This is a genomic window from Mesorhizobium sp. WSM4850, assembly GCF_055811735.1.
In genome coordinates this window covers 358,699-380,854 of record NZ_JBVVPV010000001.1, presented here as the reverse complement: position 1 = coordinate 380,854, position 22,156 = coordinate 358,699, and the positions used below count along the sequence as shown (strand labels likewise).

The 22,156-nt window shown below is 62.0% G+C and carries 24 protein-coding genes; 8 read left to right on the top strand and 16 right to left on the bottom strand.

Annotated elements, in window-relative coordinates; genetic code table 11:
* Nucleotides 1–88: 88 nt before the first annotated feature.
* The 4 genes from AC0L2Z_RS01800 to AC0L2Z_RS01785 form a co-directional block, all read right to left on the bottom strand.
* The gene (locus AC0L2Z_RS01800) at nt 89–595 is read right to left on the bottom strand and encodes an RES family NAD+ phosphorylase (protein ID WP_128167670.1); all 507 of its coding nucleotides are present in this window, start codon (nt 593–595) and stop codon (nt 89–91) included.
* Nucleotides 588–959: an antitoxin Xre/MbcA/ParS toxin-binding domain-containing protein gene (locus AC0L2Z_RS01795; RefSeq protein WP_027152353.1), complete on the bottom strand. Its 372-nt coding sequence runs from the start codon at nt 957–959 to the stop codon at nt 588–590. The genes AC0L2Z_RS01800 and AC0L2Z_RS01795 overlap by 8 nt, the downstream gene beginning before the upstream one ends.
* Before the next feature lie 84 nt (nt 960–1,043).
* On the bottom strand, nt 1,044–2,285 hold the full coding sequence (locus tag AC0L2Z_RS01790; RefSeq protein WP_128167671.1) for a class I SAM-dependent RNA methyltransferase: 1,242 nt from the start codon (nt 2,283–2,285) through the stop codon (nt 1,044–1,046).
* Nucleotides 2,282–3,070, bottom strand: a complete 789-nt coding sequence (locus tag AC0L2Z_RS01785) for a TlyA family RNA methyltransferase (protein ID WP_473626408.1) — start codon at nt 3,068–3,070, stop codon at nt 2,282–2,284. Before AC0L2Z_RS01785 ends, AC0L2Z_RS01790 begins: the two co-directional genes overlap by 4 nt.
* A gap of 171 nt (nt 3,071–3,241) precedes the next feature.
* On the opposite strand from AC0L2Z_RS01785, the gene AC0L2Z_RS01780 reads away from it, so the two are divergent.
* The gene (locus AC0L2Z_RS01780; RefSeq protein ID WP_473626406.1) at nt 3,242–3,643 is read left to right on the top strand and encodes a GFA family protein; all 402 of its coding nucleotides are present in this window, start codon (nt 3,242–3,244) and stop codon (nt 3,641–3,643) included.
* A gap of 120 nt (nt 3,644–3,763) precedes the next feature.
* Here AC0L2Z_RS01780 and AC0L2Z_RS01775 read toward each other — a convergent pair whose 3' ends face one another.
* Nucleotides 3,764–4,426, bottom strand: coding sequence for an FMN-dependent NADH-azoreductase (locus AC0L2Z_RS01775; protein ID WP_128167674.1), 663 nt, complete (start codon nt 4,424–4,426; stop codon nt 3,764–3,766).
* Between the two features lie 98 nt (nt 4,427–4,524).
* On the opposite strand from AC0L2Z_RS01775, the gene AC0L2Z_RS01770 reads away from it, so the two are divergent.
* Entirely contained in the window at nt 4,525–5,388 is an 864-nt protein-coding gene (locus AC0L2Z_RS01770; RefSeq protein ID WP_287225949.1) for a LysR family transcriptional regulator, read from the top strand.
* Nucleotides 5,389–5,485: 97 nt separating this feature from the next.
* Here AC0L2Z_RS01770 and dxs read toward each other — a convergent pair whose 3' ends face one another.
* From dxs to AC0L2Z_RS01740, 6 genes are all read right to left on the bottom strand, one after another.
* Nucleotides 5,486–7,426 carry a 1-deoxy-D-xylulose-5-phosphate synthase gene (gene dxs / locus AC0L2Z_RS01765; protein ID WP_287225951.1) on the bottom strand — a complete coding sequence of 647 codons (1,941 nt, stop codon included), beginning with the start codon at nt 7,424–7,426 and terminating at the stop codon, nt 5,486–5,488.
* Between the two features lie 106 nt (nt 7,427–7,532).
* Nucleotides 7,533–8,453 carry a pirin family protein gene (locus AC0L2Z_RS01760; protein ID WP_128167677.1) on the bottom strand — a complete coding sequence of 307 codons (921 nt, stop codon included), beginning with the start codon at nt 8,451–8,453 and terminating at the stop codon, nt 7,533–7,535.
* A gap of 10 nt (nt 8,454–8,463) precedes the next feature.
* Complete coding sequence (locus AC0L2Z_RS01755) at nt 8,464–8,730, bottom strand: DUF2277 domain-containing protein (RefSeq protein WP_023799339.1); 267 nt, start codon at nt 8,728–8,730, stop codon at nt 8,464–8,466.
* Nucleotides 8,731–8,840: 110 nt separating this feature from the next.
* The gene (locus tag AC0L2Z_RS01750) at nt 8,841–9,092 is read right to left on the bottom strand and encodes an exodeoxyribonuclease VII small subunit (RefSeq protein ID WP_023799340.1); all 252 of its coding nucleotides are present in this window, start codon (nt 9,090–9,092) and stop codon (nt 8,841–8,843) included.
* A gap of 3 nt (nt 9,093–9,095) precedes the next feature.
* Nucleotides 9,096–10,022 (bottom strand): histone deacetylase family protein, encoded by a 927-nt coding sequence (locus tag AC0L2Z_RS01745; RefSeq protein WP_128167774.1) that lies wholly within the window; start codon nt 10,020–10,022, stop codon nt 9,096–9,098.
* Nucleotides 10,023–10,203: 181 nt separating this feature from the next.
* A complete protein-coding gene (locus AC0L2Z_RS01740; protein ID WP_287225955.1) occupies nt 10,204–10,848 on the bottom strand; it encodes a TetR/AcrR family transcriptional regulator in 645 nt (214 codons plus the stop codon).
* Between the two features lie 120 nt (nt 10,849–10,968).
* On the opposite strand from AC0L2Z_RS01740, the gene AC0L2Z_RS01735 reads away from it, so the two are divergent.
* Nucleotides 10,969–12,192: an MFS transporter gene (locus tag AC0L2Z_RS01735; protein WP_287225957.1), complete on the top strand. Its 1,224-nt coding sequence runs from the start codon at nt 10,969–10,971 to the stop codon at nt 12,190–12,192.
* A 60-nt stretch (nt 12,193–12,252) separates the two neighbouring features.
* On the opposite strand, the gene ribB is transcribed toward AC0L2Z_RS01735, so the two are convergent.
* Together ribB and aroC are read right to left on the bottom strand one after the other, a co-directional pair.
* Nucleotides 12,253–13,353: a 3,4-dihydroxy-2-butanone-4-phosphate synthase gene (ribB, locus tag AC0L2Z_RS01730; protein WP_287225959.1), complete on the bottom strand. Its 1,101-nt coding sequence runs from the start codon at nt 13,351–13,353 to the stop codon at nt 12,253–12,255.
* A 130-nt stretch (nt 13,354–13,483) separates the two neighbouring features.
* Entirely contained in the window at nt 13,484–14,608 is a 1,125-nt protein-coding gene (gene aroC, locus AC0L2Z_RS01725) for a chorismate synthase (protein ID WP_287225962.1), read from the bottom strand.
* 291 nt (nt 14,609–14,899) lie between these two features.
* Here aroC and AC0L2Z_RS01720 point away from each other — a divergent pair, with 291 nt between their 5' ends.
* The 5 genes from AC0L2Z_RS01720 (at nt 14,900) to AC0L2Z_RS01700 (ending at nt 19,621) form a co-directional block, all read left to right on the top strand.
* Nucleotides 14,900–15,163: a DUF1344 domain-containing protein gene (locus tag AC0L2Z_RS01720; RefSeq protein WP_031254973.1), complete on the top strand. Its 264-nt coding sequence runs from the start codon at nt 14,900–14,902 to the stop codon at nt 15,161–15,163.
* A gap of 510 nt (nt 15,164–15,673) precedes the next feature.
* Nucleotides 15,674–17,275 (top strand): sensor histidine kinase, encoded by a 1,602-nt coding sequence (locus AC0L2Z_RS01715; RefSeq protein WP_473626404.1) that lies wholly within the window; start codon nt 15,674–15,676, stop codon nt 17,273–17,275.
* A gap of 127 nt (nt 17,276–17,402) precedes the next feature.
* On the top strand, nt 17,403–18,077 hold the full coding sequence (locus AC0L2Z_RS01710; protein ID WP_128245613.1) for a response regulator transcription factor: 675 nt from the start codon (nt 17,403–17,405) through the stop codon (nt 18,075–18,077).
* A gap of 223 nt (nt 18,078–18,300) precedes the next feature.
* Nucleotides 18,301–18,861 (top strand): RNA polymerase sigma factor, encoded by a 561-nt coding sequence (locus AC0L2Z_RS01705; protein WP_473626402.1) that lies wholly within the window; start codon nt 18,301–18,303, stop codon nt 18,859–18,861.
* Nucleotides 18,839–19,621 carry an anti-sigma factor family protein gene (locus tag AC0L2Z_RS01700; protein WP_473626401.1) on the top strand — a complete coding sequence of 261 codons (783 nt, stop codon included), beginning with the start codon at nt 18,839–18,841 and terminating at the stop codon, nt 19,619–19,621. Before AC0L2Z_RS01705 ends, AC0L2Z_RS01700 begins: the two co-directional genes overlap by 23 nt.
* A gap of 38 nt (nt 19,622–19,659) precedes the next feature.
* On the opposite strand, the gene AC0L2Z_RS01695 is transcribed toward AC0L2Z_RS01700, so the two are convergent.
* The 3 genes from AC0L2Z_RS01695 to AC0L2Z_RS01685 all read right to left on the bottom strand — a co-directional run bounded on the left by AC0L2Z_RS01695 (nt 19,660) and on the right by AC0L2Z_RS01685 (nt 22,085).
* A complete protein-coding gene (locus tag AC0L2Z_RS01695) occupies nt 19,660–20,247 on the bottom strand; it encodes a histidine phosphatase family protein (protein ID WP_128172028.1) in 588 nt (195 codons plus the stop codon).
* A gap of 52 nt (nt 20,248–20,299) precedes the next feature.
* Nucleotides 20,300–21,118, bottom strand: coding sequence for an enoyl-ACP reductase FabI (fabI, locus tag AC0L2Z_RS01690; protein ID WP_473626400.1), 819 nt, complete (start codon nt 21,116–21,118; stop codon nt 20,300–20,302).
* A gap of 223 nt (nt 21,119–21,341) precedes the next feature.
* Complete coding sequence (locus AC0L2Z_RS01685) at nt 21,342–22,085, bottom strand: DUF1194 domain-containing protein (RefSeq protein WP_473626619.1); 744 nt, start codon at nt 22,083–22,085, stop codon at nt 21,342–21,344.
* Between the last annotated feature and the right edge of the window lie 71 nt (nt 22,086–22,156).

The following is a 22,156-nucleotide window of genomic DNA, read 5'->3' as shown; positions in this document are numbered from 1 at the left end:
TCTGACCGGCCTCATGCGACGCGCTTTAGGTTGTTGTTTTATGCATGTCGTTACCGCAAAACCGCTGCACACTTTTGCGCGACATGCATTAAAGCCATGAAGCCGGCGTTTTCGGCAAGCGATGGTCGGGATCGCTGACCTTCAGGCGGGGTGCGTTGCTCTCGTTCCATTGCCACAGCGCCACGCATGTGCCGCCGGGCGACATGAAGGAGGGGTAGATCACGCCATGCTGCCCATCGGCAAGCAGGCGATCTCTCAGCGTGTGCGTCTCAGGCACCAGGCCTTGATCCATGATGTCGCGCCATTCACATCGGTGAATGTCTGCAGTGACGCCGAGCTTGATCAGCACATCAGCGTCCGTCAGGTCGGCCAGCCGCGCGCCTGAAAGTTCGAGCTTCGCAATCAGCGCCGGATGCTGGACAAAGCCCTGATTGTACTCCGCCCAAGCAGTGGACAACTCGCCCGCGGCATAGATCGTCGTGGCGCCCACTGGATTCCAGCGACCGCCAAAGCGGGCTGCTCCTTCGCCGGAAAGCGGCAGATGCGCCCAACGCGGCACGAAGGCGCGCCATAGGCTCAGTCTGTTTTCAGGCATAGATGCCGGAGCGGACTGCCTCCAGATAGGCAAGCACCTTGTCCGTCTTGCCCTCTCGAACGAGATCGTAGGCGGTCTTTCCCGCCCAGCCGGGGATCGGCTGATGCTTGAACCAGATCGCCGCACGCTGTTCATCGCCGGCCATCTCGCCTGCCATCGCAAGGATACGGACAATCGGACTCAATGCGGCGTCGACCTTGCGCGCGCCGGTCTTGGCGGCAAGCGTGTTGCGCGCGACGCCGATCAGGCCCGCCAGTTCGGTCAGATTGACGCCCAGCAGTTCAGCCACCCGTCTTGCCGAAAGAAATGGCGTCCGCTCGTCGCCAAAGCGCGATGCTCTGATATCGAGAGCTGCGGTATTCATAACAGAATCCTAGCACATTTTGAACAGAACATGCTCAAAATATGCTCATTTTACGCGAAATTCAAGCTCAACAAATGCGGACCGTTACCGCCGTCGCTTCGGCTTCTCAAGAAGCGCGACGGCCTCGACATGCGGCGACCACAGGAACTGGTCGATCGGCGTCACGCTTTTCAGGGCGTAGCCGCCGTCAACGAGGATGCGCAAGTCGCGCGCCAGCGTAACCGGATTGCAGGAAACCGCGGCGACCAGCGGCACGTCGGAACGGGCAATCTGTTTCGACTGGTCTTCGGCGCCGGCGCGGGGCGGATCGAACACAACGCCATCGAAGGCATTCAACTCCTTGAATGTGAGCGGCCGCCGAAACAGGTCGCGGCGTTCGCTGGCAACGCGCTTCAGACCGCTGGCGAAACGGAATGCCCGGTCGAGCGCCGAAAGCGCCGCCGCATCCCCCTCCACCGCATGGACTTCCGACTTGGCGGCGAGACGCAGCGCAAAGCTGCCGCAGCCGGCGAAGAGATCGGCGACTTTTTTGGCGCGCGCGAGGTGCCGGCCGACGATGTCGGCCATCGCCTGCTCGGCGGCCGCGGTAGCCTGCAGGAAGGCGCCCGGCGGCACTGCGACAGCGACGCTGCCGAACGTGACAACCGGCTTTTTGGGCTCGATGATGATCTCGCCATCGATCGAAAGCCTGGCCAACCCCTGAGCGATGACGAAATTCGAGGCGACGCGGCGCTGGTTCTCGCCGAGCTTGCCGGACTCGTGAACCGCGACATCGAGGCCGGAAGCGGTCACCGTGACCGTCATGCGGAACGATTTCGTCGTTGCGCAAACCAATTCGGCAAGTGCTCTCAGAGCGTCGAGCTTTGCGACGATCTCGGGCAGCGAGATCGGGCATTCCTCGATGGAAATGATCTCGGACGACAGCGCCCGAACGAAGCCGAGCAGCATGCCAGCCTCGCTGCGCTGGGCGGTGAACACGACGCGCCGACGCGTCTGCGGCGCGCACGGCACCAGCGCGTCAATGTCGCAAGTGATGCCCTTGCTGTTGAGCGCATGCGCAACCTTGTCGCGCTTCCACCGATGATAGGCTTCGGCCTCAAGATGCTGGATGGCGCAGCCGCCGCATTCGGTGAAATGCCGACAGGCAGGGTCGATGCGAAGCGGCGAAGCCTCCAGCACCGATATCAGCGTGGCGCGATCCCTTTCACGCGCGGCGGCGACGGTTTCACCGGGCAGCGTGAACGGAATGAAAAGCTCGCCGGTTTCGGTCTCGGCGACGCCGTCGCCCTGGGAGCCCAGCCGTGTGATCGTGAAGCGAGCGGTCATCGGCCTCCGATCCCCCTGTTCTCGATACCGGCGTCCTTGATCCCGGCGAGCAGGAACTCGCGGTTGCCGTCGCCGCCTTCGATCGGCGACAGGTGCAGTCCGAGCGAACGCCAGCCGGGGACGCCGTCCAGCCAATCCTGCAGCAGGCCGGCAATCCGCGCGGCATCGTATGGGTCTTTCAGCAAGCCGCCCTTGCCGATCGCCTCGCGGCCCGCCTCGAACTGCGGCTTGACCAGAAATATTGCTTTAGCGCCGCTACTGGCAATCGCGAGCGCCGGCGGCAGCGCCAGTTTCAGCGAGATGAAGCTGACATCGGAGACGATAAAATCCGGAATGCGATCGGCAAGATCGGCGGTGGAAAGATCACGCGCGTTCAATCCCTCGATGACCGTCACACGCGGATCGCCAGCGATGTCCGGATGTATCTGGCCATGCCCGACATCGATCGCCGTGACATGCGCCGCGCCGCGCCCGAGTAAGACCTGAGTGAAGCCTCCGGTCGAGGCGCCGACGTCGAGCGCTTCACTGCCGGCTGGATCGAGGCCGAAATAGTCGAGCCCGGCGATCAGCTTCAGCGCAGCACGCGACACATAGCCCTGCGCCGGATCATCGACTTCTATGAGGCAATCAGCCCGGACGGTCTGGCCGGGCTTGCGGGCGATGACGCCGTCAACCTTCACGGTGCCGCGCTCGATCGCGTCGCGGGAGCGAGAGCGGCTGGGGAACAGGCCGCGCGCGACGAGGAGTTCGTCGAGCCGCTGGCGTGTGCTGGCTGGTAAAGTCATCGGCCTTCATGGCGAAAGCCTGTCACGAAGGCAAGGATGTTCGGGACAACGAACATCTTGCGAAAGCGGCGAGCGCATCAGGCCACGCCCACAATTTGTTGAATATCGCACCGGGTCCGGCACAATGTTGGGAACAATGCTCGTGTTGCTGCCAAAAGGTTAGGAGGACGAATGCTGACCGGAACCTGCCATTGTGGCGCGGCCCGCTGGACTTTGAAGGGCGATCCCGGCTCGATCACAGCCTGCAACTGCACGCTTTGCCGCCGCTATGGCGCGCTGTGGGCTTACGATTATGTCGACGAACGCATCCGTCTTGCGGGACCGACAAGTGCTTATAGGCGCTCCGGAAAGGATGGCCCGTCACTCGAGATTCTGTTCTGTCCGACATGCGCCTGTGTGCTGGCCTGGCGTGGTTTGCGCGCCAGCGCCGCCGGTCGCACTCGGATCGCCGTCAATGTGAGGCTCGCGCCGCCCGACACCGTCGCCGACCTGCCAATCGACCATTTCGATGGCCTCCTCACGTTCGAGGACCTGCCGCGCGATGGTCGCTGCGTGCGCGATATGTGGTTCTGATGCATGTCGCGCAAAAACATGCCCTCGGGCCTGAACCGAGGGTGCTCCGTCGCACCATAAGGCGACCTTCCCGGCCAGTCTCCAGAGCCGCCCTTCTTGTCCGCAGCGGGCGCTTCGTAATCATGCAATCGCCTCTGTTGTCTGCGACAGCAGATCTTCCGCCAGCTGTAACGCGGCCTCCCGTGCATCCTGGCGAGCCGCATGGTCAATATCGGGTCCAAAGAGGGTTTTCTGGACGATTAGACTGCGGACATCTTCGATACCGATGAAGCGCAACCACGCTTCTACATAGGGTTTTTGAAAGTCGAAGCGCTGCGCCGGCGTGATGGATTGCGCCGCATAGTCGAGACCTCGCGCATGGACGACCACGGCGGTCTTATCCCGGAGCAGTCCTGCGAACCCGTGTTCAGGGTCGAACGAGAAAAGGATTTCCTTCTGCGATACCAGGTCGATGAAGTGCTTGAGTTTGTAGGGAATGCTGAAATTCCACAGGGGCGTCGACAGCAGGACAATATCCGCCCAGTGCAGTTGTTGCGCCAATTCTTGCAATGTGGCCCATGCCTGCTGTTGAGAAGGGGTAAGCGGCGTGCCGCTGAGCCCGGCATATTTGGCCAACATCGCGTCCTCACCGAATTCGGGGAGGTCGACATCCCATAGGTCGAGCGTTGAAATCGCCAAGTCGGGTCGCCGAGCACGACAGCTTTGAACAAAGGCCTCGGCGACCTCACGCGAGGCGGAACGCTCTTTGCGGGGCGAGGAAACGATATGCAGCAGCTTGGTCATGGATCATCCTTGCTCATTGTGACGAACCGTATTGCGTCATATTTTAATTCGATATAAAAATTGAGATTATCGACAATATTCATCATGGATCAGAATATATGCTGGAATTGGTCCTGCTCAGGACGTTCGTCGCCGTGTTCGACGAAGGCGGCTTCAGTCGGGCAGCGGCGCGACTGAACCTTACGCAGTCGGCCGTCAGTGGGCACCTGCGTCGTCTCGAAGAGCAGGTCGGAAAGCCGTTACTCAAAAGGACGACGCGCTCGCTGGAGATGACACAAGATGGCGAGCGCCTGCTCGCCTATGCCCGGGCGATGCTCGCCCTTAACCGGGATGCTTTGGCCGATCTGGCGCAGGCACCCTTTCACGGCAGAGTTCGCGTCGGCCTCTCGGAAGACTTCGCACAGGTCCCCATCCTTCGCGCCTTGCAGGCATTCGGCGCCGATCGCCGCGGATTGCAGATCGAGGTGCAAGTCGGGATTCCGGGTGCGCTGCTCTCGAAGATGAAGGAGGGCAATATCGAACTGGTGCTCGGATCCCAGTGTGAGGGTGAGGAGATGGGGCGCCTCCTGTGGCGCGAGCCTCTTGTCTGGGCATGGGCGGATCATACCGGCGTGGAACTTCTGGACCCGCTGCCATTGGCCGTGTTGCCGGAACCTTGCCCCTACAGGGAAGTTGCTCTTGAACGGCTTGCCAAGGCCGGGATCAGCCAGCGCATGGTGATGATCTGCACCAGCAACGCCAGCCTGAGGGCGGCTGCCATCTCAGGCTTCGCTGTAGCGCCGATGACAGTCAGTCAGCTGAGAAACGGCCTGGTCAGGGTACCCGAAAGCTACGGCCTGCCAGAGTTGCCCGAAGCGCAGTTCAGGCTATTTGCCGCGTCGAAAGGCGATACTCCCGTCCTCGAAGAACTGGCGGAGGCCATCATGAACGCCGTTCCTCGAAGGCACGCCGGCGGATCCTGAACTCGCACCAACGCTTGCGTAGGCGAATGCCAAATGACAACGCAAACAGTCTACGACCGTCGGTCGGCAAATTGATGCAAGCCGTTGAGACTTTGATTCAGGCGCTTTGCGCGCTGGCGGTGTGTCCCAGCGCCGCGAAGACGGTGCGCACGATACCGGCGGCATCAAGCCCGGCGTCGGCATACATCTTTTCGGGCTTGGCGTGATCGACAAAAGTGTCGGGCAACACAAGCGGGCGTACCTTCAGGCCGTTTTCCAGCAGCCCTTCATGGGCGAGGAATTGCAGCACATGGCTGGCGAAGCCACCGACCGCGCCCTCTTCGACTGTTACCAGCACTTCGTGCGAGCGCGCCAGCCGCCGGATCAGGTCCTCGTCGAGCGGCTTGGCGAAACGAGCATCGGCGACCGTGGTGGAAAGCCCTGCCGCGCCGAGTTCCTCGGCCGCAGCCAGGCAATCCTGCAGCCGCGTGCCGAAGGAAAGCAGCGCAACCTTGGTGCCCTCCCTGACGATACGGCCTTTGCCGATTTCGAGAACCGAGCCACGCTCCGGCAGGTCGACGCCGACGCCGTTGCCCCGCGGGTAGCGGAAGGCGATGGGGCCGTCATCGTAGCTTGCCGCCGTGCGCACCATGTGTCTGAGTTCCGCCTCATCTGCCGCGGCCATGACGACGAAACCGGGCAGCGTCGCCAAAAAAGTCGTGTCGAAGGCGCCGCAATGGGTCGCCCCGTCGGCCCCGACGAAGCCGGCGCGATCGATCGGGAAGCGCACCGGCAGTTTCTGGATCGCCACGTCGTGGACGACCTGGTCGTAGGCACGCTGCAGGAAGGTCGAATAGATCGCCGCGAAAGGCTTGAAGCCTTCGGTGGCAAGGCCGGCGGCAAAAGTCACCGCATGTTGCTCGGCGATACCGACATCAAAAGTCCTCGCCGGGAACGCCTCGCCGAAGAGGTCGAGGCCGGTGCCGTTCGGCATGGCGGCGGTGATGGCGACGATGCGATCATCTTCGCGGCCTTCCTGGATCAGGCTGTCGGCAAAGACTTTCGTGTAGCTCGGCGCGTTGGCCGGCGCCTTGGCCTGCGCACCGGTGATGACGTCGAATTTGTTGACGCCATGATATTTGTCGGCGGCCGCCTCGGCCGGTCCATAGCCCTTGCCCTTCTGGGTCACGACGTGGATCAGCACCGGACCGTCGGCATTGTCGCGGACGTTCTTCAGCACCGGGATCAGGTGCTCGAGATTGTGACCGTCGATCGGGCCGATGTGATAAAAACCCATTTCCTCGAACAGCGTGCCGCCGGTGACGTAACCGCGCGCATGCTCGACCGCCCGCTTGATGGCGCGATCGGCGCGCTCGCCGAGATAGGAGGTCAGCTTCTTTCCGAAATCGCGCAAGCCCAGATAGGCCTTGCCCGACGCCAGGCGGGCCAGATAGGCGCTCATCGCCCCGGTCGGCGGAGCGATCGACATGTCGTTGTCGTTGAGGATGACGATCAGCCGGGCATCGAGCGCGCCGGCATTGTTCATCGCCTCATAGGCCATGCCGGCCGACATGGCGCCGTCGCCGATAACGGCAATGACATTGTTGCGGCCCCCGGAGAGATCGCGTGCCATTGCCATGCCGAGGCCGGCGGAAATCGAGGTCGAGGAGTGGGCGGCGCCGAACGGATCGTATTCGCTCTCGGCGCGCTGGGTGAAACCGGACAGGCCGCCCTCTTGCCGCAGCGTGCGGATACGGTCGCGGCGGCCGGTCAGGATCTTGTGCGGATAGGCCTGGTGACCGACATCCCAGATCAGCCGGTCGTCTGGCGTGTTGAAGACATAGTGCAATGCCACCGTCAGTTCGACCACGCCAAGCCCGGCACCGAGATGTCCGCCGGTATGCGACACGGCATCGATCAACTCGGTGCGAAGCTCCGATGCCAATTGCGGCAGATGACGTTCGTCAAGCGTCCTGAGGTCGGCCGGGATGCGGACCTTGTCGAGAAGTGGCGTATGGAGCTTTGCGTTCACTGGTGCTGTGGCCTGCTTTTTATTCATCTGCGAAATAGGCTGCTGGCCGGCGAATGTAAATGCGTGCGAGTGACGCGGCATAGCTTCAAACTGTTAGGGTTTCGTTTACGCGTCAAAAAGGACGCGCGGCGCTCTAGTTGTCCGGCAGCGGAATGAACTCTTCTTCATCCCCCGGAACGATATCGAAACGGCCTGTCTTCCACTCTTCTTTCGCCTGTTCGATGCGTTCCTTCGACGATGACACGAAATTCCACCAGATATAGCGCTTGGAGCCGAGCGAGGCGCCGCCGAATAGCATGAAATGCGCTCCACCCTCCGACGACACGACGATCTCGTCGCCGGGCCGGAACACCAGCAGCCGCTCTGCCGGGAAGCGGTCACCGGAGATCGAAACCTCGCCTTTCAACGTGTAGATGGCGCGCTCCTCGGCATCGGCAGGGATTTTCACGCTGGCGCCGGGCGCCAGGCTGAGGTCTGCATAGAGCGTGTCCGAAGCGGTCACGACCGGTGACCGCAGCCCGGCAAACGCGCCAATGACAACGCGCCCGCTGACGCCTTCAGCGTCGATTTCGGGCAGACGCATGGCCGCGGTATTCTCGAAGATCGGGTCGACCTCCTCTTTATCGTCCGGCAGCGCCAGCCATGTCTGCAGGCCGGAAACCGACATCGGCGCACCGCGCAGCTCCTGCGGCGTACGCTCGGAATGGACGATGCCGCGACCGGCGGTCATCAAATTCACGTCGCCGGGCTGGATGACCATTTCGGTGCCGAGCGAATCGCGATGCCTGATCTTGCCGTCGAACAGGTAAGTGACCGTCGACAGGCCGATATGGGGATGCGGGCGGACATCAAGCGCCTGGCCGGCCCGCAAAATCGCCGGTCCCATGCGATCGAAGAAGATGAACGGACCGACCAGCCGACGCCTGGCGGTCGGCAAGGCACGGCGAACCTGAAAGCCGCCAATGTCCTTGGCGTTCGGAATAACCATCAGTTCGATCTGGTCGCTGGCGAAGGCGTCACCGGGCAGAGGGTCGTTTCCGGGAAAGAAGCTCATGCGGTCTTCCTCAGGCGAAGCGGAGTGCAGACCTGGCTTTCGCCTTGGCCGCCACCTCGTCGCGATTGCGCGGATGCTGTGTCGTCTCGAGGCTGTCCAGCAATTCGCGCGCAGACGCGGCTATGGCCTCGACGGCGTGGTCGAACGCATGCTGGTTCTGTTTCGACGGCCGTGTCGTTCCGCTCAGCTTGCGGACAAACTGAAGTGCGGCATCGCGGACCTCGTCATCGGTTGCCGGCGGATCGAAATTGAACAGGGTCTTGATGTTTCTGCACATCGTTCGCAATCTCCTCTCGTCCTGGAGCCGTTTCAAGCGGGATGAGTATTATCCTCAATCATGATCATGTCGAAAAGCCGCACGGCGAAATTGTCGTTGGAGACCGTGCTTTACTCCGCATCCAGCGGCTCGGTCCCCACCGGCTTGCCGTCGCGCGAAAGCCTGATCTTCTCGACCTTGTCCTCGGCCGCCTTGAGCAGCCGGTCGCAATGGAGTTTTAGCGCCTCCCCACGCTCATAGATGCGAATCGACTGGTCGAGCGGCACGTCGCCGCGCTCCAGATCATCGACGATTTTCTCCAGCGCGTCGAGCGCCTGCTCGAAGCTCATCGCCTTGACGTCTTCGTTGCTCTCACCAGCCATCGTCTATCCTTTCATCAGTCGCCCGACATGGGCGGCGACCGAAAATGCCAATCCCTGCAGATCGTAGCCGCCCTCGAGCATGCTGACGAGCCGGTTGTCGCTGTGGCGACCGGCGCGCTGCATCAACTGGCCGGTTGCCCAGTCGAAATCGTCCTCGGTCAGGTTGATCTCGGCCAGCGGATCGCGGTGGTGCGCGTCGAAGCCGGCGGAAATGATGATGAGGTCGGGCGCGAAATTGTCGAGCGCCGGCAAGATCCGCGACAGGAAAGCGTCGCGGAAAACCTCGCTGCCGGTCTGCGGCGCCAGCGGCGCGTTGACGATGTTGCCGGCGCCGGTTTCGCTCACCGCCCCGGTCCCCGGGTAAAGCGGCATCTGGTGCGTCGAGCAATAGAGCACCGACGGATCGTCCCAGAAAATATCCTGCGTGCCATTGCCGTGGTGGACGTCCCAGTCGACGATGGCAACACGCTCGGCCTGGTGCTGCCTTTGCGCGTAGCGCGCCGCGATCGCCGCGGTGTTGAACAGGCAGAAGCCCATGGACGTGGTCTTTTCGGCGTGGTGGCCGGGCGGCCGGGCGGCGACAAAGACATTGGCCACGTCGCCCCGAAAGACATCGTCGACGGCGGCGTTGGCAGCGCCAATCGCCGTGACGGCCGCCTGCCAGCTTTTCGGGCTGGCGGTGGTGTCGGCGTCGACACGAGCGATACCGGTGTCCGGCATCAAAGCGCGGACCCATTCGACGAATTCCTGCGGGTGTGCGTAGAGGATGGTGGCCTCGTCGCCTTCCGGCGCCTCGGCACGATCAAGGGCCGCAAAGGCCTCGTCGTCGAGCACGCGCTCGATGGCGCGCAGGCGGTCCGGCCGCTCCGGATGACCGGGCGGCGTTATATGCTCGAGGAAGATCGGGTGGGTATAAAGCCTTGTGACCATGCCCCCGATATAGGCGCGCCCGGCGGCTTTGACCATGTTTTGCAACCGCCAAAGGCAGACGTTCAACAGAGTTTAGGCGTTGGGTGCTGGTTGGGTCCGGCGGGAGCTGCCCGAATCTTGAGGCGCGCTTCGCCCGTCCCATTCGAGATCGCGCCTTGCCTTTGGTGGTCTTGATACAGGCTCAGGCCGGCGATTTGTCCACCTCAGCCGGTGCTTGTGGACGGCCAATCCTGCGGCCTTGCCTGAGCAGTCCCTCCAAAAGCACGTTGAACGCCTTCACCGCCTTTTTCGACGTCGCTTCTGGATTTTCCGAATTTGCGATCCACTGCGCGGCATGTAGCGAGGCGCCGCTGACCAGCCTTGCTGCGGCTTCGGGATCAACGGCAACGATGGTTCCCTCGTCCCTCAGCTTTCGAAGGTTCTCGCTCATCGAGCGGATGCATTCGTTCTGGCTCGGCCATTGCGAAGGATCGCCGAGCACCGCCGGTCCGTCGCGAAGGACAATACGCTGGATCTCCGGCTCCAGCGCCATCTCGATATAGGCGGTGCATTCGTCGACAAAGCCCTGCCAGAGAGTGTCCGCCCTGACTGACACGATCTTCAACCGGGCCAACATCTCGGCGTCGATCTCGGCGATAACCGCCTGGAGAAGGCCCTTCTTGTCGCCGAAGTGATGATAAAGCGCGCCGCGCGTCAGCCCGGCCGATGCGGTGAAGTCGTCCATCGAGGCCTCGGCATAGCCGACAGTGCCAAAGGCATGGCGCGCCGCCGCGACCAGTTTGGCGCGGGTTTCGGCGATCATCTCCTTGCGTGGTTTGTGCCCCATTCGCCCATTCCTTCACATACGTCTCGTATATTGATTGACATACGCGTCGTATGTCATTATTTGATTTGCATACGCCACGTATATAAGTGGATCGGCCTTCAAAATCCAGGAGTGTTCCTCATGCCCAATCCCTATCGCGAAATATTCAAGGCAAGGGGAGCCAAGGGCTTCGCAGCAGCCGGCTTCGTCGCCCGGATGCCGATGGCCATGGCTCCGATCGGAATCGTCGCGATGCTGTCGCAGACGCATGGCGAGTATTGGCTGGCCGGCGCCGTCTCCGCGACATATGCGCTGGCCAATGCTTTTGTCGCGCCGCAGATATCGCGGCTGGTGGACCGCCTCGGCCAGGCGCGGATTGTGACGCCCACCACCGTTATTTCCGTGCTCGCCTTCGTAGTGCTGATTACGGCGGCCAATCAGGACTTGCCGATATGGACACTGTTCGTGTCAGCGCTGCTGGCCGCTGCAATGCCCAGCATCCCAGCGATGGTGCGCGCGCGCTGGACAGAGCTCTTCCGGGATCGCCCCGAGATAAACACGGCGTTCGCCTTCGAATCGGCGGCGGACGAGCTGGTCTACATCGCCGGGGCTTCGCTGTCGGTTGGCCTGAGCGTCGCGCTTTTCCCGGAAGCGGGAATGCTGGCGAGCACATTGTTCCTCGCCTTCGGCTCGACAGCCCTCATCCTGCAGCGCTCGACCGAGCCGCGCGTGCGACCGGTCGACCAGGGTTCGCGCGGATCGGCAATCCGCCTGCGGCCGGTCCAAATCATCACCTTGGCCCTGATCTTCATCGGCGCGACCTTCGCAACCACGGAGGTGAGCACCGTGGCGATCACCAAGGAGCTCGGCCAGCCGGGCGCCGCCAGCCTCGTCATCGGCGTCTATGCCCTCGGATCGTTCGTCGTCGGCATCGTCCTCGGCGCTCTGAACCTGAAAACACCGCTGCAAATTCAGCTTGCCATCGCGATCGCCATCATCGCGCTCACCACGCTGCCGTTGCTTGTCGCAGACACGGTGCCGCTTCTGGCGCTGGCTGTCTTCGTTAGCGGTGTGGCGATCTCGCCGACCTTCATCACGGCATTCGGCCTGATCGAGCGGCGCGTGCCGGAGGCGATGCTGACCGAGGGCGTGACCTGGGTCATGACCGGCATTGGCATCGGCATGGCGCTCGGCTCCTTCGCCGCCGGATGGGTGGTGGACGCCTTCGGTGCACAGAGCGGCTTCCTGGTGTCGGTGGCGGCGGGCACTGTCGCGCTGGTCACCGTGCTCGCCGGCCAGCGCAGCCTTGCCACGGGCGATAGTGACATCTCCGCGCGCGAAACAGCCGCAGTTCCTGCCGAATAGACTCCATGCGTCCGGTGCCAAGCGGGACTGGACGCATGCCGGCGATCCGCTAAACCAGTCCTAGAGAATCTCGGTCTTGGCGATGTGGATGCCGAAACCTTCGAGGCCGACATAGTGGCGTTCGCGCGAGGCGATCAGGTTGATCGAGGAAATGCCCAGATCCTTCAAGATTTGCGCGCCCAGGCCGATCTCGCGCCATTCGCTTTCGCGGCGGCGCGCCTCTTCATGGTCCTCGCGGTCGCCGGCAGCCGGCCGGTTGCGCTCCTGATGGGCGACGCCGACGGAACCTTCGCGCAGATAGACGATGACGCCGCGCCGACGCTCGCCCATCGATTTCATGATGCCGTCCAGCCTGTGGCCGGTGCCGAAAACGTCCGTCACAACATCCTCGGAATGCAGTCGCACCGGCACCTCCTCGCCGTCGCGGATGTCGCCGAAGACGATCGCCACATGGTGCATCGAGTCCCAGGGCAGCGTGTAGGTGAAGACCTGCGCCTGGCCGCCGGGCGTGTCGATCTCCGAACAGGCGACACGCTCGACCAGCGTTTCCTTACGCTGGCGATAGGCGATGAGGTCGGCGACCGAAATCTGCTTCAAAACGTTCTTTTCGGCGAAGGCCTGCACCTGCGGGCCGCGCATGACGGTGCCGTCATCATTGACCAGCTCGGAAATGACACCGACCGGCGGCAGGCCGGCAAGCTTGCACAAATCGACCGCGGCTTCGGTATGGCCCGAACGCATCAGCACACCGCCTTCGCGCGCAATCAGCGGAAAGATGTGGCCGGGGCGGACGAAATCGGAGGCGCCGACATTGCCGTTGGCAAGATTGCGCACGGTCAATGTGCGGTCGTCGGCCGAAATGCCGGTCGTGGTGCCGTGCTTGAAATCGACGCTGACGGTGAAGGCGGTGGTGTGGGCCGAGTCGTTGTCGGCGACCATCGGCGACAGGTTGAGGCGCTTGGCCTCCTCGCGCGGCATCGGCGTGCAGACGATACCAGAGGTATTGCGGACGATGAACGCCATCTTTTCCGGCGTGCAATGGACGGCGGCGACGATCAGGTCGCCCTCGTTCTCGCGCCCGTCATCGTCCATGACGACGACAATCTCGCCGCGTTCGAAGGCGCGCAGGGCTTCGACGATCTTCTTCTGGTCGTAAGGCATGGACGCTCGCTTCGCTCTCGCAGGGGATAGGGCAGTAAGGCAGTAGGGCAGTAAGGGATTAGGGAAAAGGAAAAAATTGGCTGCTTCGGCGGGATAACATACTGCCCTACTGCCCTACTGCCCTACTGCCCTACTGCCCTACTGCCCTACTGCCCTCTCCTCTCCCTGTCTGTCCCCGATGACGCAGATAGTGATCGGCGATCGCGCAGGCAACCATCGCCTCGCCGATCGGCACGGCGCGGATGCCGACGCACGGATCGTGCCGGCCCTTGGTCATGATCTCGACGTCGTTGCCGTCCTTATCGATCGACTTTCGCGGGGTCAGGATCGACGAGGTCGGCTTGACGGCGAAGCGCGCGACGATCGCCTGGCCGGTGGAGATGCCGCCGAGGATGCCGCCGGCATTGTTGGACAGGAAGACCGGCTTGCCGTCATTGCCGATACGCATCTCGTCGGCATTTTCTTCGCCGGTGATGCGGGCGGCCTCGAAGCCGTTGCCGATCTCGACACCCTTGACGGCATTGATCGACATCAGGCCCGAGGCAATGTCCTGGTCGAGCTTGGCGTAGATCGGTGCGCCCAGGCCTGCCGGAACGCCGTCGGCGACGATCTCGATTACCGCGCCGACCGAGGAACCCGCCTTGCGGATGCCGTCAAGATACGCGGTGAAGACGGCGACCGATGCCGGATCGGGCGTGAAGAATGGATTTTCGGCGTCGCCAACGAAATTCCAGTTCCAGTTGGCGCGGTCGATCGATTTTTCCCCCATCGAGACCAGTGCGCCGCGCACGATCATGCCGGGCACGACCTTGCGGGCCAAGGCTCCGGCCGCCACCCGCGCCGCTGTCTCGCGGGCCGAAGAACGGCCACCACCGCGATAGTCGCGCAGGCCGTATTTGGTGTCGTAGGTATAATCGGCATGACCCGGCCGGTACTGGCGGGCGATCTCGCCATAGTCCTTGGAGCGCTGGTCGACGTTCTCGATCACCATCGACACCGGCGTGCCGGTGGTGATCATGGTCTCGCCGTCGTCATCCAGGATGAAGCCGGACAGGATCTTGACCTCGTCTGGTTCGCGACGCTGCGTCACAAAACGCGATTGACCCGGGCGGCGCTTGTCGAGTTCGGCCTGGACCTCGGCGCGCGTGAAGCGGATGCCGGGCGGACAGCCGTCGACGACGCAGCCGAGCGCTGGGCCATGGCTTTCGCCCCAGGTGGTGACGCGGAAAAGATGGCCAAACGTATTGTGAGACATGAAAACCAGCCCTGCCGGCACCGAGCCGGCTTAGCGCATGACCCCGAAAATCGGAGCGATTTTCGGGAAGGATCATGCGCAAAATCAAAAGTGCCACAGCGTCGTTTCTGCGTCAGGACGCGCGGCGCCGTAGCTGCGTTCTATTGGCGTTTTCCGCAGCGGTCAAACTGTGATCTGGCGGATTTAGTTTTGACACATTCGGTTGGTTTCTGCTTCCCTCCACCCGTCTGTTGAACACCGTCTGTTGAACACCCGCCGCCACTGTGCCGGCGCAATGATAAGAGGACGATGATGCGTATCCCGATCGGCGCCGTTGCCGCCATGTTGCTGATTTCCACCGCCGCCTTTGCCGGCCAGACCGAAGGCCTGATCAAAGAGATCGACAAGGAGACGTTGACGCTGACACTCGACGACGGCAAATCCTACAAGCTGAACGCCGAAACCGATCTCGAAGCGCTGAAACCCGGCATGGACATCGTGATCGCCTACGACGAGACAAACGGCGAGAACATCATCACCGACATGCAATTGCCGGATAGCGATTCAACCGAATAGACTCATTCAGTCTGGGCGGTGCTGGCTATTCTCGCGAGCAACGCGACCAGTTCCGGCTGCGATGGGTCTCGGTTTTGACGAAGACGGCTTTCAGGTGATTCCTAGCGGTTTCGTAAGTGACTCCCAAATCATCCGCGACGGTCTTCAACTCCGCGCCCGATCAAACCCGGCAAGCCAGTCTCGCCTCGGCTTGCGGCGTTCGGCTGGACTTAGCCTCTCACGGGGGCAAGCCGCTAAATTCGGACGGCAGGACTGCATTCTCACCAATTTCTAACCTGAATCTCTCGTATCCTTAATAGCGGGTCCTCTATGGTTGCTCCGTGCTGAAACGGCGTCGCGGAAATGTTGCGCCGATCTGCGCGAGCCATCCTGCACGGTGGCCTTCTCTGCCGCGAAGGGGGGTATTCTTGAATCCGATCGGTTTCGGGTTCTCAACGCCGATGGACACCGATGGGCATCAGGTCTCGCATTCTTGTATTTCAGCTCATTGTCGTGGGGGCAGTCGTGATTATGGCGGCTATCGTCTACATCACCATTCGCTCGACAACCTACTACACGCAGCGCGTGCAATGGGCCAACAACCAGCTCGAAGCCGTCACCGCACTTACGGTGAACGCCAACCGATATTCCGAGCTGATCGCCGAGTTCCTGTTAATTGGCGAACCGGAGCGTCCCGACTACGAGAGCGCCCGCGCCGAGCTTGAGGCAGGCTTCGAAAAGCTCGCGGAACTGACCAGGGGAGAAGCCGAGTTTCTCGGGGGCAGCAGCGAACAGGAGGACGGCGGTGACGAGATCTTCCGCGTCACGCGGATGCGCACGCTCTACGGAGAAATCGCCAAAGCCACCTCTGACGCAATCAATCTTCGCAACCAGGGGCGCCAGGAGGACGCGGTCAGCGTTTTTCGCCGGGACATCGAGAATCGTTTCGATGCCGAGTTCGAAAACATCCTGGAAGCCGCGCGGCGCGACGAAGAGGAAGAGGTCGTGCGAACCGAGCTGCAGGCAGAAGCACTGTGGCGACGCCTGACCTGGATGACGGCCGCGCTTGCGTTGGCTGCCGTGGTTCTCTGCTTTGTCGCTGCTTTCCTTCTCGCCCGATCATTGATGCGCCCGATCAGCCTGCTGACGGAAGGCACAGAGGCGATCAGTCGTGGTGATCTCGACCACCGGATCGCCTTTGATGGCCGCGACGAACTTGGTGCGCTCGCCAGGCGGTTCAACGAAATGGCCACGCATCAGCAAGACCAGCGCGACCGGCTGCTCAATGCCAAAGCAGAACTCGAGCAGCAAGTTGCCACACGGACGGCAGAGCTTGCCGCGGCCAACCAACGGCTGACGGAGCTCGACCGGTTGCGCGTCCAGTTCCTCGCCGACATCAGCCATGAACTGCGCACTCCACTTACGGCGCTTCGCGGTGAAGCGGAAATTCCGCTGCGCCATGGTTCAAAGCCAGAGGCAGTGTACCGCGATGCGCTCGAACGGATTGTCACTCAGAGCCTGGAGATGGGACGCCTCGTCGACGACCTCGTTTTTCTGTCTCGTTCGGAAACCGATACAATCCGTTTCGAGCCTCGCCGAACGGACCTCGTGAGCATCGTCGCCGATGCGGTCCACGAGGGCGAAATCCTGGGGCGCGCCAAGGGCATCTCGATCAAGGCGGCCTACAGCACCCGTCCGGTCTGGATCACTGCCGACGCGCAACGTCTCAAACAGGCTCTCGTGATAATTCTGGACAATGCCATAAAATATTCTCCGCGCGATCGCTCGGTGAACTTGAATATGACCGTTGTGGACGGGCATGCGGAGATTGCGATACGCGACAAGGGTTTGGGCATTCCAGCCGAGGAAATACCCAAGGTGTTCGAGCGATTTTACCGTGGCCGAAGCCCAAGGGCGTCGCGCCAACTTGGCAGTGGCCTCGGTCTGGCGATCGCGAAATGGCTCATCGAAAAGCATCGTGGCGAGATTGCGCTCACGAGCGAGGTCGGGTCTTTTACTGAGGTCGTGGTCCGGCTTCCACACGCTGACGCAACCGCGTCTGCGGATGCGAACGCAGGTGCCGCCGTAGTCGTTCTGAAAAAGAGGCTGCGTGCAAAAACCGGCTCGGAATAAAGAACGACCTCCTTCGTTTCCTGGACTACGATTGTTGAGGCGGGAGCTTGGCGGAATGACCACGCCCACCGCGAGGCGGGGAATTCTCTCACTCCCCGCAATACGACCCGGGGAGAAGGTGGTGTAAATGTCAAGGATTCTGCTGGTAGAGGACGACGATCGCATCGTCGGCTTCATCAAGCGAGGGCTCGAAGCCGAGGGTTACGTTGTCGACGTTACCGACAGTGGCGGGGATGCGCTGGCGATGGTGCGGGAGACGCCATATGCGCTGATCGTTCTCGACCGAATGCTTCCAGGAATCGACGGCCTCGAAGTATGTCGCATGTTGCGGCGCGAGCAGCACCAGCATCTTGTCCTGATGCTCACGGCCAGAGACAGCCTGCAGGACAAGGTCGAAGGGCTGAAGGGGGGCGCCGACGACTACCTGACCAAACCTTTCGCCTTCGACGAGCTGATCGCGCGCATGGAGGCGCTGCTTCGCCGCGGCTCCAGCACAGGCACGGACCCAGTCCTCAGGGTTGGCGATCTGGCGCTTGATCCGGTCGGAAAGAAGGTCTGGCGCGGCGAACGCGAGATCAGCCTTACGGCCAAGGAATTCAGGCTTCTCGCGTATCTGATGTCGCACTCCGGCGCTGTGATCAGCAGAACCCGGCTGCTCAACAATGTTTGGGATCTGAGCTTCGACCCGGAAACGAAGGTGGTCGATGTCTACATCCGCTACCTTCGCAGCAAGATCGAAAGCGTGGACGAAAAGCCGCTCATAAGAACCGTGCGGGGCTTCGGCTACGTGATATCGGCTTGAAGCCAGCGGGTCACCTTCGTTTTCAGGAAATAGGCAGTTCTCTCACCAAGCTCTAACCTGATGCTTGCCATAGTCTAATCCTGGCCTTTCCGAAATCTAGCCGGACTCCCACGCTGGTTTAGCCGCCGTGGTCATATGCTGCCATATGAAGATACCGACCCACCCCGAATGCGTGCGGAGGCGGCCGACTTCGCCTGGTCCTCATGAAACCGGAAACTTCGACGTGATTGAGACTGATCAATTCGGAAAGCAGCTTGTTGCATTTCTTCCGAACCTGCGCCGTTTTGCGATTTCCCTTTGCCGTTCCCGCGATCTTGCGGACGATCTGGTGCAAGCGGCTTGCGAACGCGCGCTTGCCAACACCGAGCGCTTTGAACCTGGAACCCGTTTTGATGCGTGGTTGTTCCGGATCCTGCGAAATTTGTGGATCGACCACATCAGAAGGCAGCGCACGGCCGGGCCGCAGGAGGACATCGAGCAACGGCAGGACCTTGTCGGCGCCTGTGGCGAGCGAGATGTCGAAGCACGTTTTACCCTGAACAGCGTTGCCCAGGCGATCACCGATCTGCCGGACGATCAGCGCGAAATCATTCTCCTGGTCTGCGTCGAGGACCTTTCCTACAGGGAGGCGGCCGGCGTTCTCGACATACCGATCGGAACGGTGATGAGCCGGCTGGCGCGCGCCAGAAAAAATCTCGCCGAGGCAGTCGGAATAAATCCCGGCTTGCCACGTTCACCGGTCATGAAGGGCGAGAACAGAAATGATCAGACGCGAGTTTGCTGACGAAACGCTCATGGCCTTTGCAGACGGCGAACTTGACGACGCGACTGCCGCAGCCATCGAGAAAGCCATGCAGCCGGATATCGCCAGCCGGGTCGCCCTGTTCCTGGAAACCCGCATTCAGGTCAAAGAGGCACTGATGCCGGTTCTCGATGAACCCGTTCCCGACCGACTCAGCCAGTCGGTGCAGCGAATGATCGACGAGGCCGAGCGGCGCAGCGTTCCATCGCACGCCAGCGAGGCCGCGCGTGTCGTTGCCTTCAGGGCGAGGGACAATCAGGCGATGCGGCGCCCCCAGGCATCCTGGATCATGCCGCTGGCTGCTTCGCTGGTTGCAGTCGTTTTTGGGTTCGGCGGATATTTTTTTGGGTTTGCCAGCCAAAACCAGCCGCATGGACTTGAGGTGGCAGGGCAGGACAGCCCTCTTTCAGAGCCGCTCGGACAGGTGGCGTCCGGCGAAGAAGCCGTGCTGGCAGGCTCCACCGACAGGATCCGTGCCGTAGCCACGTTTCGCGATGGAACCGGTTCCTTGTGCCGCGAATTCGAAATCGATTCTGCCAACCGCTCGACCGTCATATCCGTGGCGTGCCACTCGGATCATGGTTGGGCGGTGAATTTTGCCGTCGTTGCGCCCGCGCGCGATGGCGGATATGCACCGGCCTCGTCTTCGGAAGCGCTCGATTCCTATCTCGCGGCAACCGGAGCGCATGAGCCTCTGTCACGGGAAGACGAGGCAGCGGCATTGAGATCGTTGGGCCAGTAGAAGGGCGGGCCCGTGGGCATGCTTTTGGGCGACGTGCATTAGAGCCACTCCAGGCGTCGGCCCTCCAGCCTGAGCAACCGATCGTGCGGCACATTCAGCCTTGCGGCTTCTTTCTCGGGCATTCCCAGCACCATGCGGAACAGGACGCGCACGACGCCGCCATGCGTCACGCAGACTGTCCGGCGGTCCAGCGCGTCGAACCACGGCTTTACCCGTTCGAGCAGCATTTGATAGCTTTCGGCGCCCTCGCCGGGCGGCAGGAAATTCCACTTGTCGAGGCGCCTCTCCCTGGCCGAGCCGAGATGCCGGGCCTCGAGTTCGGGAAAGGTGAAACCCTGCCAGTCGCCGAAACTCATTTCGACAAGGCGGGGATCGGTGCGGTAAGCCTGGGGATCGAGCCCCATCGCCATGCGAATGCGTTCCATGGTCTCACGCGTTCGCCGCATCGGGCTGGCGACAAAATCGAAATCTTCGGGGTTTTGAACGAGTTCCGCCAGCCGATGGCCATTGCCGGTCGCCTGCTCGCGGCCGAGCGGGTTGAGATCGGTGTCGGCCTGTCCTTGCAGCCGGGACTCGGCGTTCCACACCGTCTGGCCATGGCGCGCGATGTAGACGAGCGGATACATCAGGTCATCCGGAGAGCGGTCGAGAACAGGCGAGAGGGTATTCGAGGCGGGCCTATTCCTTGACGGTCGAAATATCAGGCGCGTCGACCGCCTTCATGCCGACGACATGGTAGCCGGAATCGACATGGTGGACCTCGCCGGTGACGCCGCGTGAAAGGTTTGAAAGGAAATAGACCGCTGAATCGCCGACCTCCTCTTGCGTCACCGTCTGCTTTAGCGGCGAATTGTATTCGTTCCACTTCAGGATGTAGCGAAAATCGCCGACGCCGGAGGCTGCCAGCGTCTTGATCGGACCGGCGGAGATGGCGTTGACGCGGATTTTCTTGGCGCCGAGGTCGACGGCCAGATAGCGCACGCTGGCTTCGAGCGCTGCCTTGGCAACACCCATGACGTTGTAGTGCGGCATCACTTTTTCCGCACCGTAATAAGTCAACGTCAGCAGCGAGCCGCCATCGGTCATCAGCGCCTCGGCGCGCTTGGCGATGGTGGTGAAGGAAAACACCGAGATGTCCATCGTGCGCAGGAAATTGTCGCGCGTCGTCTCGACATAGCGGCCTGTCAGCTCGTCCTTGTCGGAAAAGGCGATGGCGTGGACGAGGAAATCGAGCTTGCCCCAACGCTTGGCGATGTCGTCGAATACCGCATCGAGCGTTGTCGGATCGGTCACATCGCAATGGCCGGCGACATGGGCGTTGAGTTCCGCCGCCAGCGGCTCGACGCGCTTCTTGAACGCCTCGCCCTGATAGGTCAGCGCGATCTCGGCGCCATGGTCGACGCAGGCCTTGGCGATGCCATAGGCGATCGACCGATTGTTCGCGACGCCCAGGACAAGCCCGCGCTTGCCGGCCATAATGCCTTGTCCACCCGCCATGTGAGCGCTCTCCGCAAGATTTGCTGCTTCGTGAAGTGGCTATCGCACAGGCACAGAGCCCCTTCAAGCGCTCAAAACGGACAGTGCCCAGCCGGCTGACCTTCCGACCTCGAGTGTCGATTGCTGGGCGAAGCGCTTGTGGCGTGCTCAAGCGAGAATTGACGAAGAGACGCCACGCCATGACATGCCGCAGTTCTGCAAGAGTAGTTGTGCATCCAAGCGGTCACTCGATCCGAAAACGAGGCGCATCTGCCGGCGCGGACGCCAACAGGTCGCGAACAAGTTTTCTCGTCATGAATTCACCGGCGTCTTTCGCATCCGAGATGTCCATGGCGAACGCTCCGGGACCGCCGATCACGCTGGAGCGGAAGTATTGCGCAAGTTCTGCATCCTGCCTCAGGACCAATCCGTTGATCGTGAAGCCTTGCGCCAGCGCCGCGTCTCGCGAGGATTCTGTTCCGCCCTCGAAATTGTCGGTTCCGTTGGCGCAGATGTTCATGACCGCGCGCTCCGTCGCGTGCGGCGATGACGCCAACAGGAGCGAAGCAAGGGCGATCGCCTCCGACATGTCTGTCAGACGATCGTGCATCGCTGCGGGATCAGCGTTGCCGTCTTGCTCCATATCGCCGCCTCCGTAATGGGTTCGGTCGATGAGCGTCACCGAAGCGAGCGCCTGAGACACGCGCGCGGCGTCCTCGGCCGAGTCGATGACGGTCCAGGGCACCAACAGGTCGAACTTGCCATCGCTTGACCATGTGAAGACGGCGAACCCGATCCGACGCCGCGGGCCGGCGGTGGCGGCGCGCAGGAAGTCGGGGTGGACGAGCGCCCGCACGAGCCCGGCCTGCTGGAGCCATTCCTCATATCGGCCGATCGAGTCCGAGACGTCGATTGCTGTGACGACATTGGCGTCGGTGCCCGGCACGACCGCGTTGGCCGCTGGCGAAGCGCCGCACAGGAAGACCATCAGTGGCAGGGCGAGGTGAAGGGCGCGCCAGCGGCAAGGTTTCGCCGGCATACCAGGCTTCGGCTTCACCT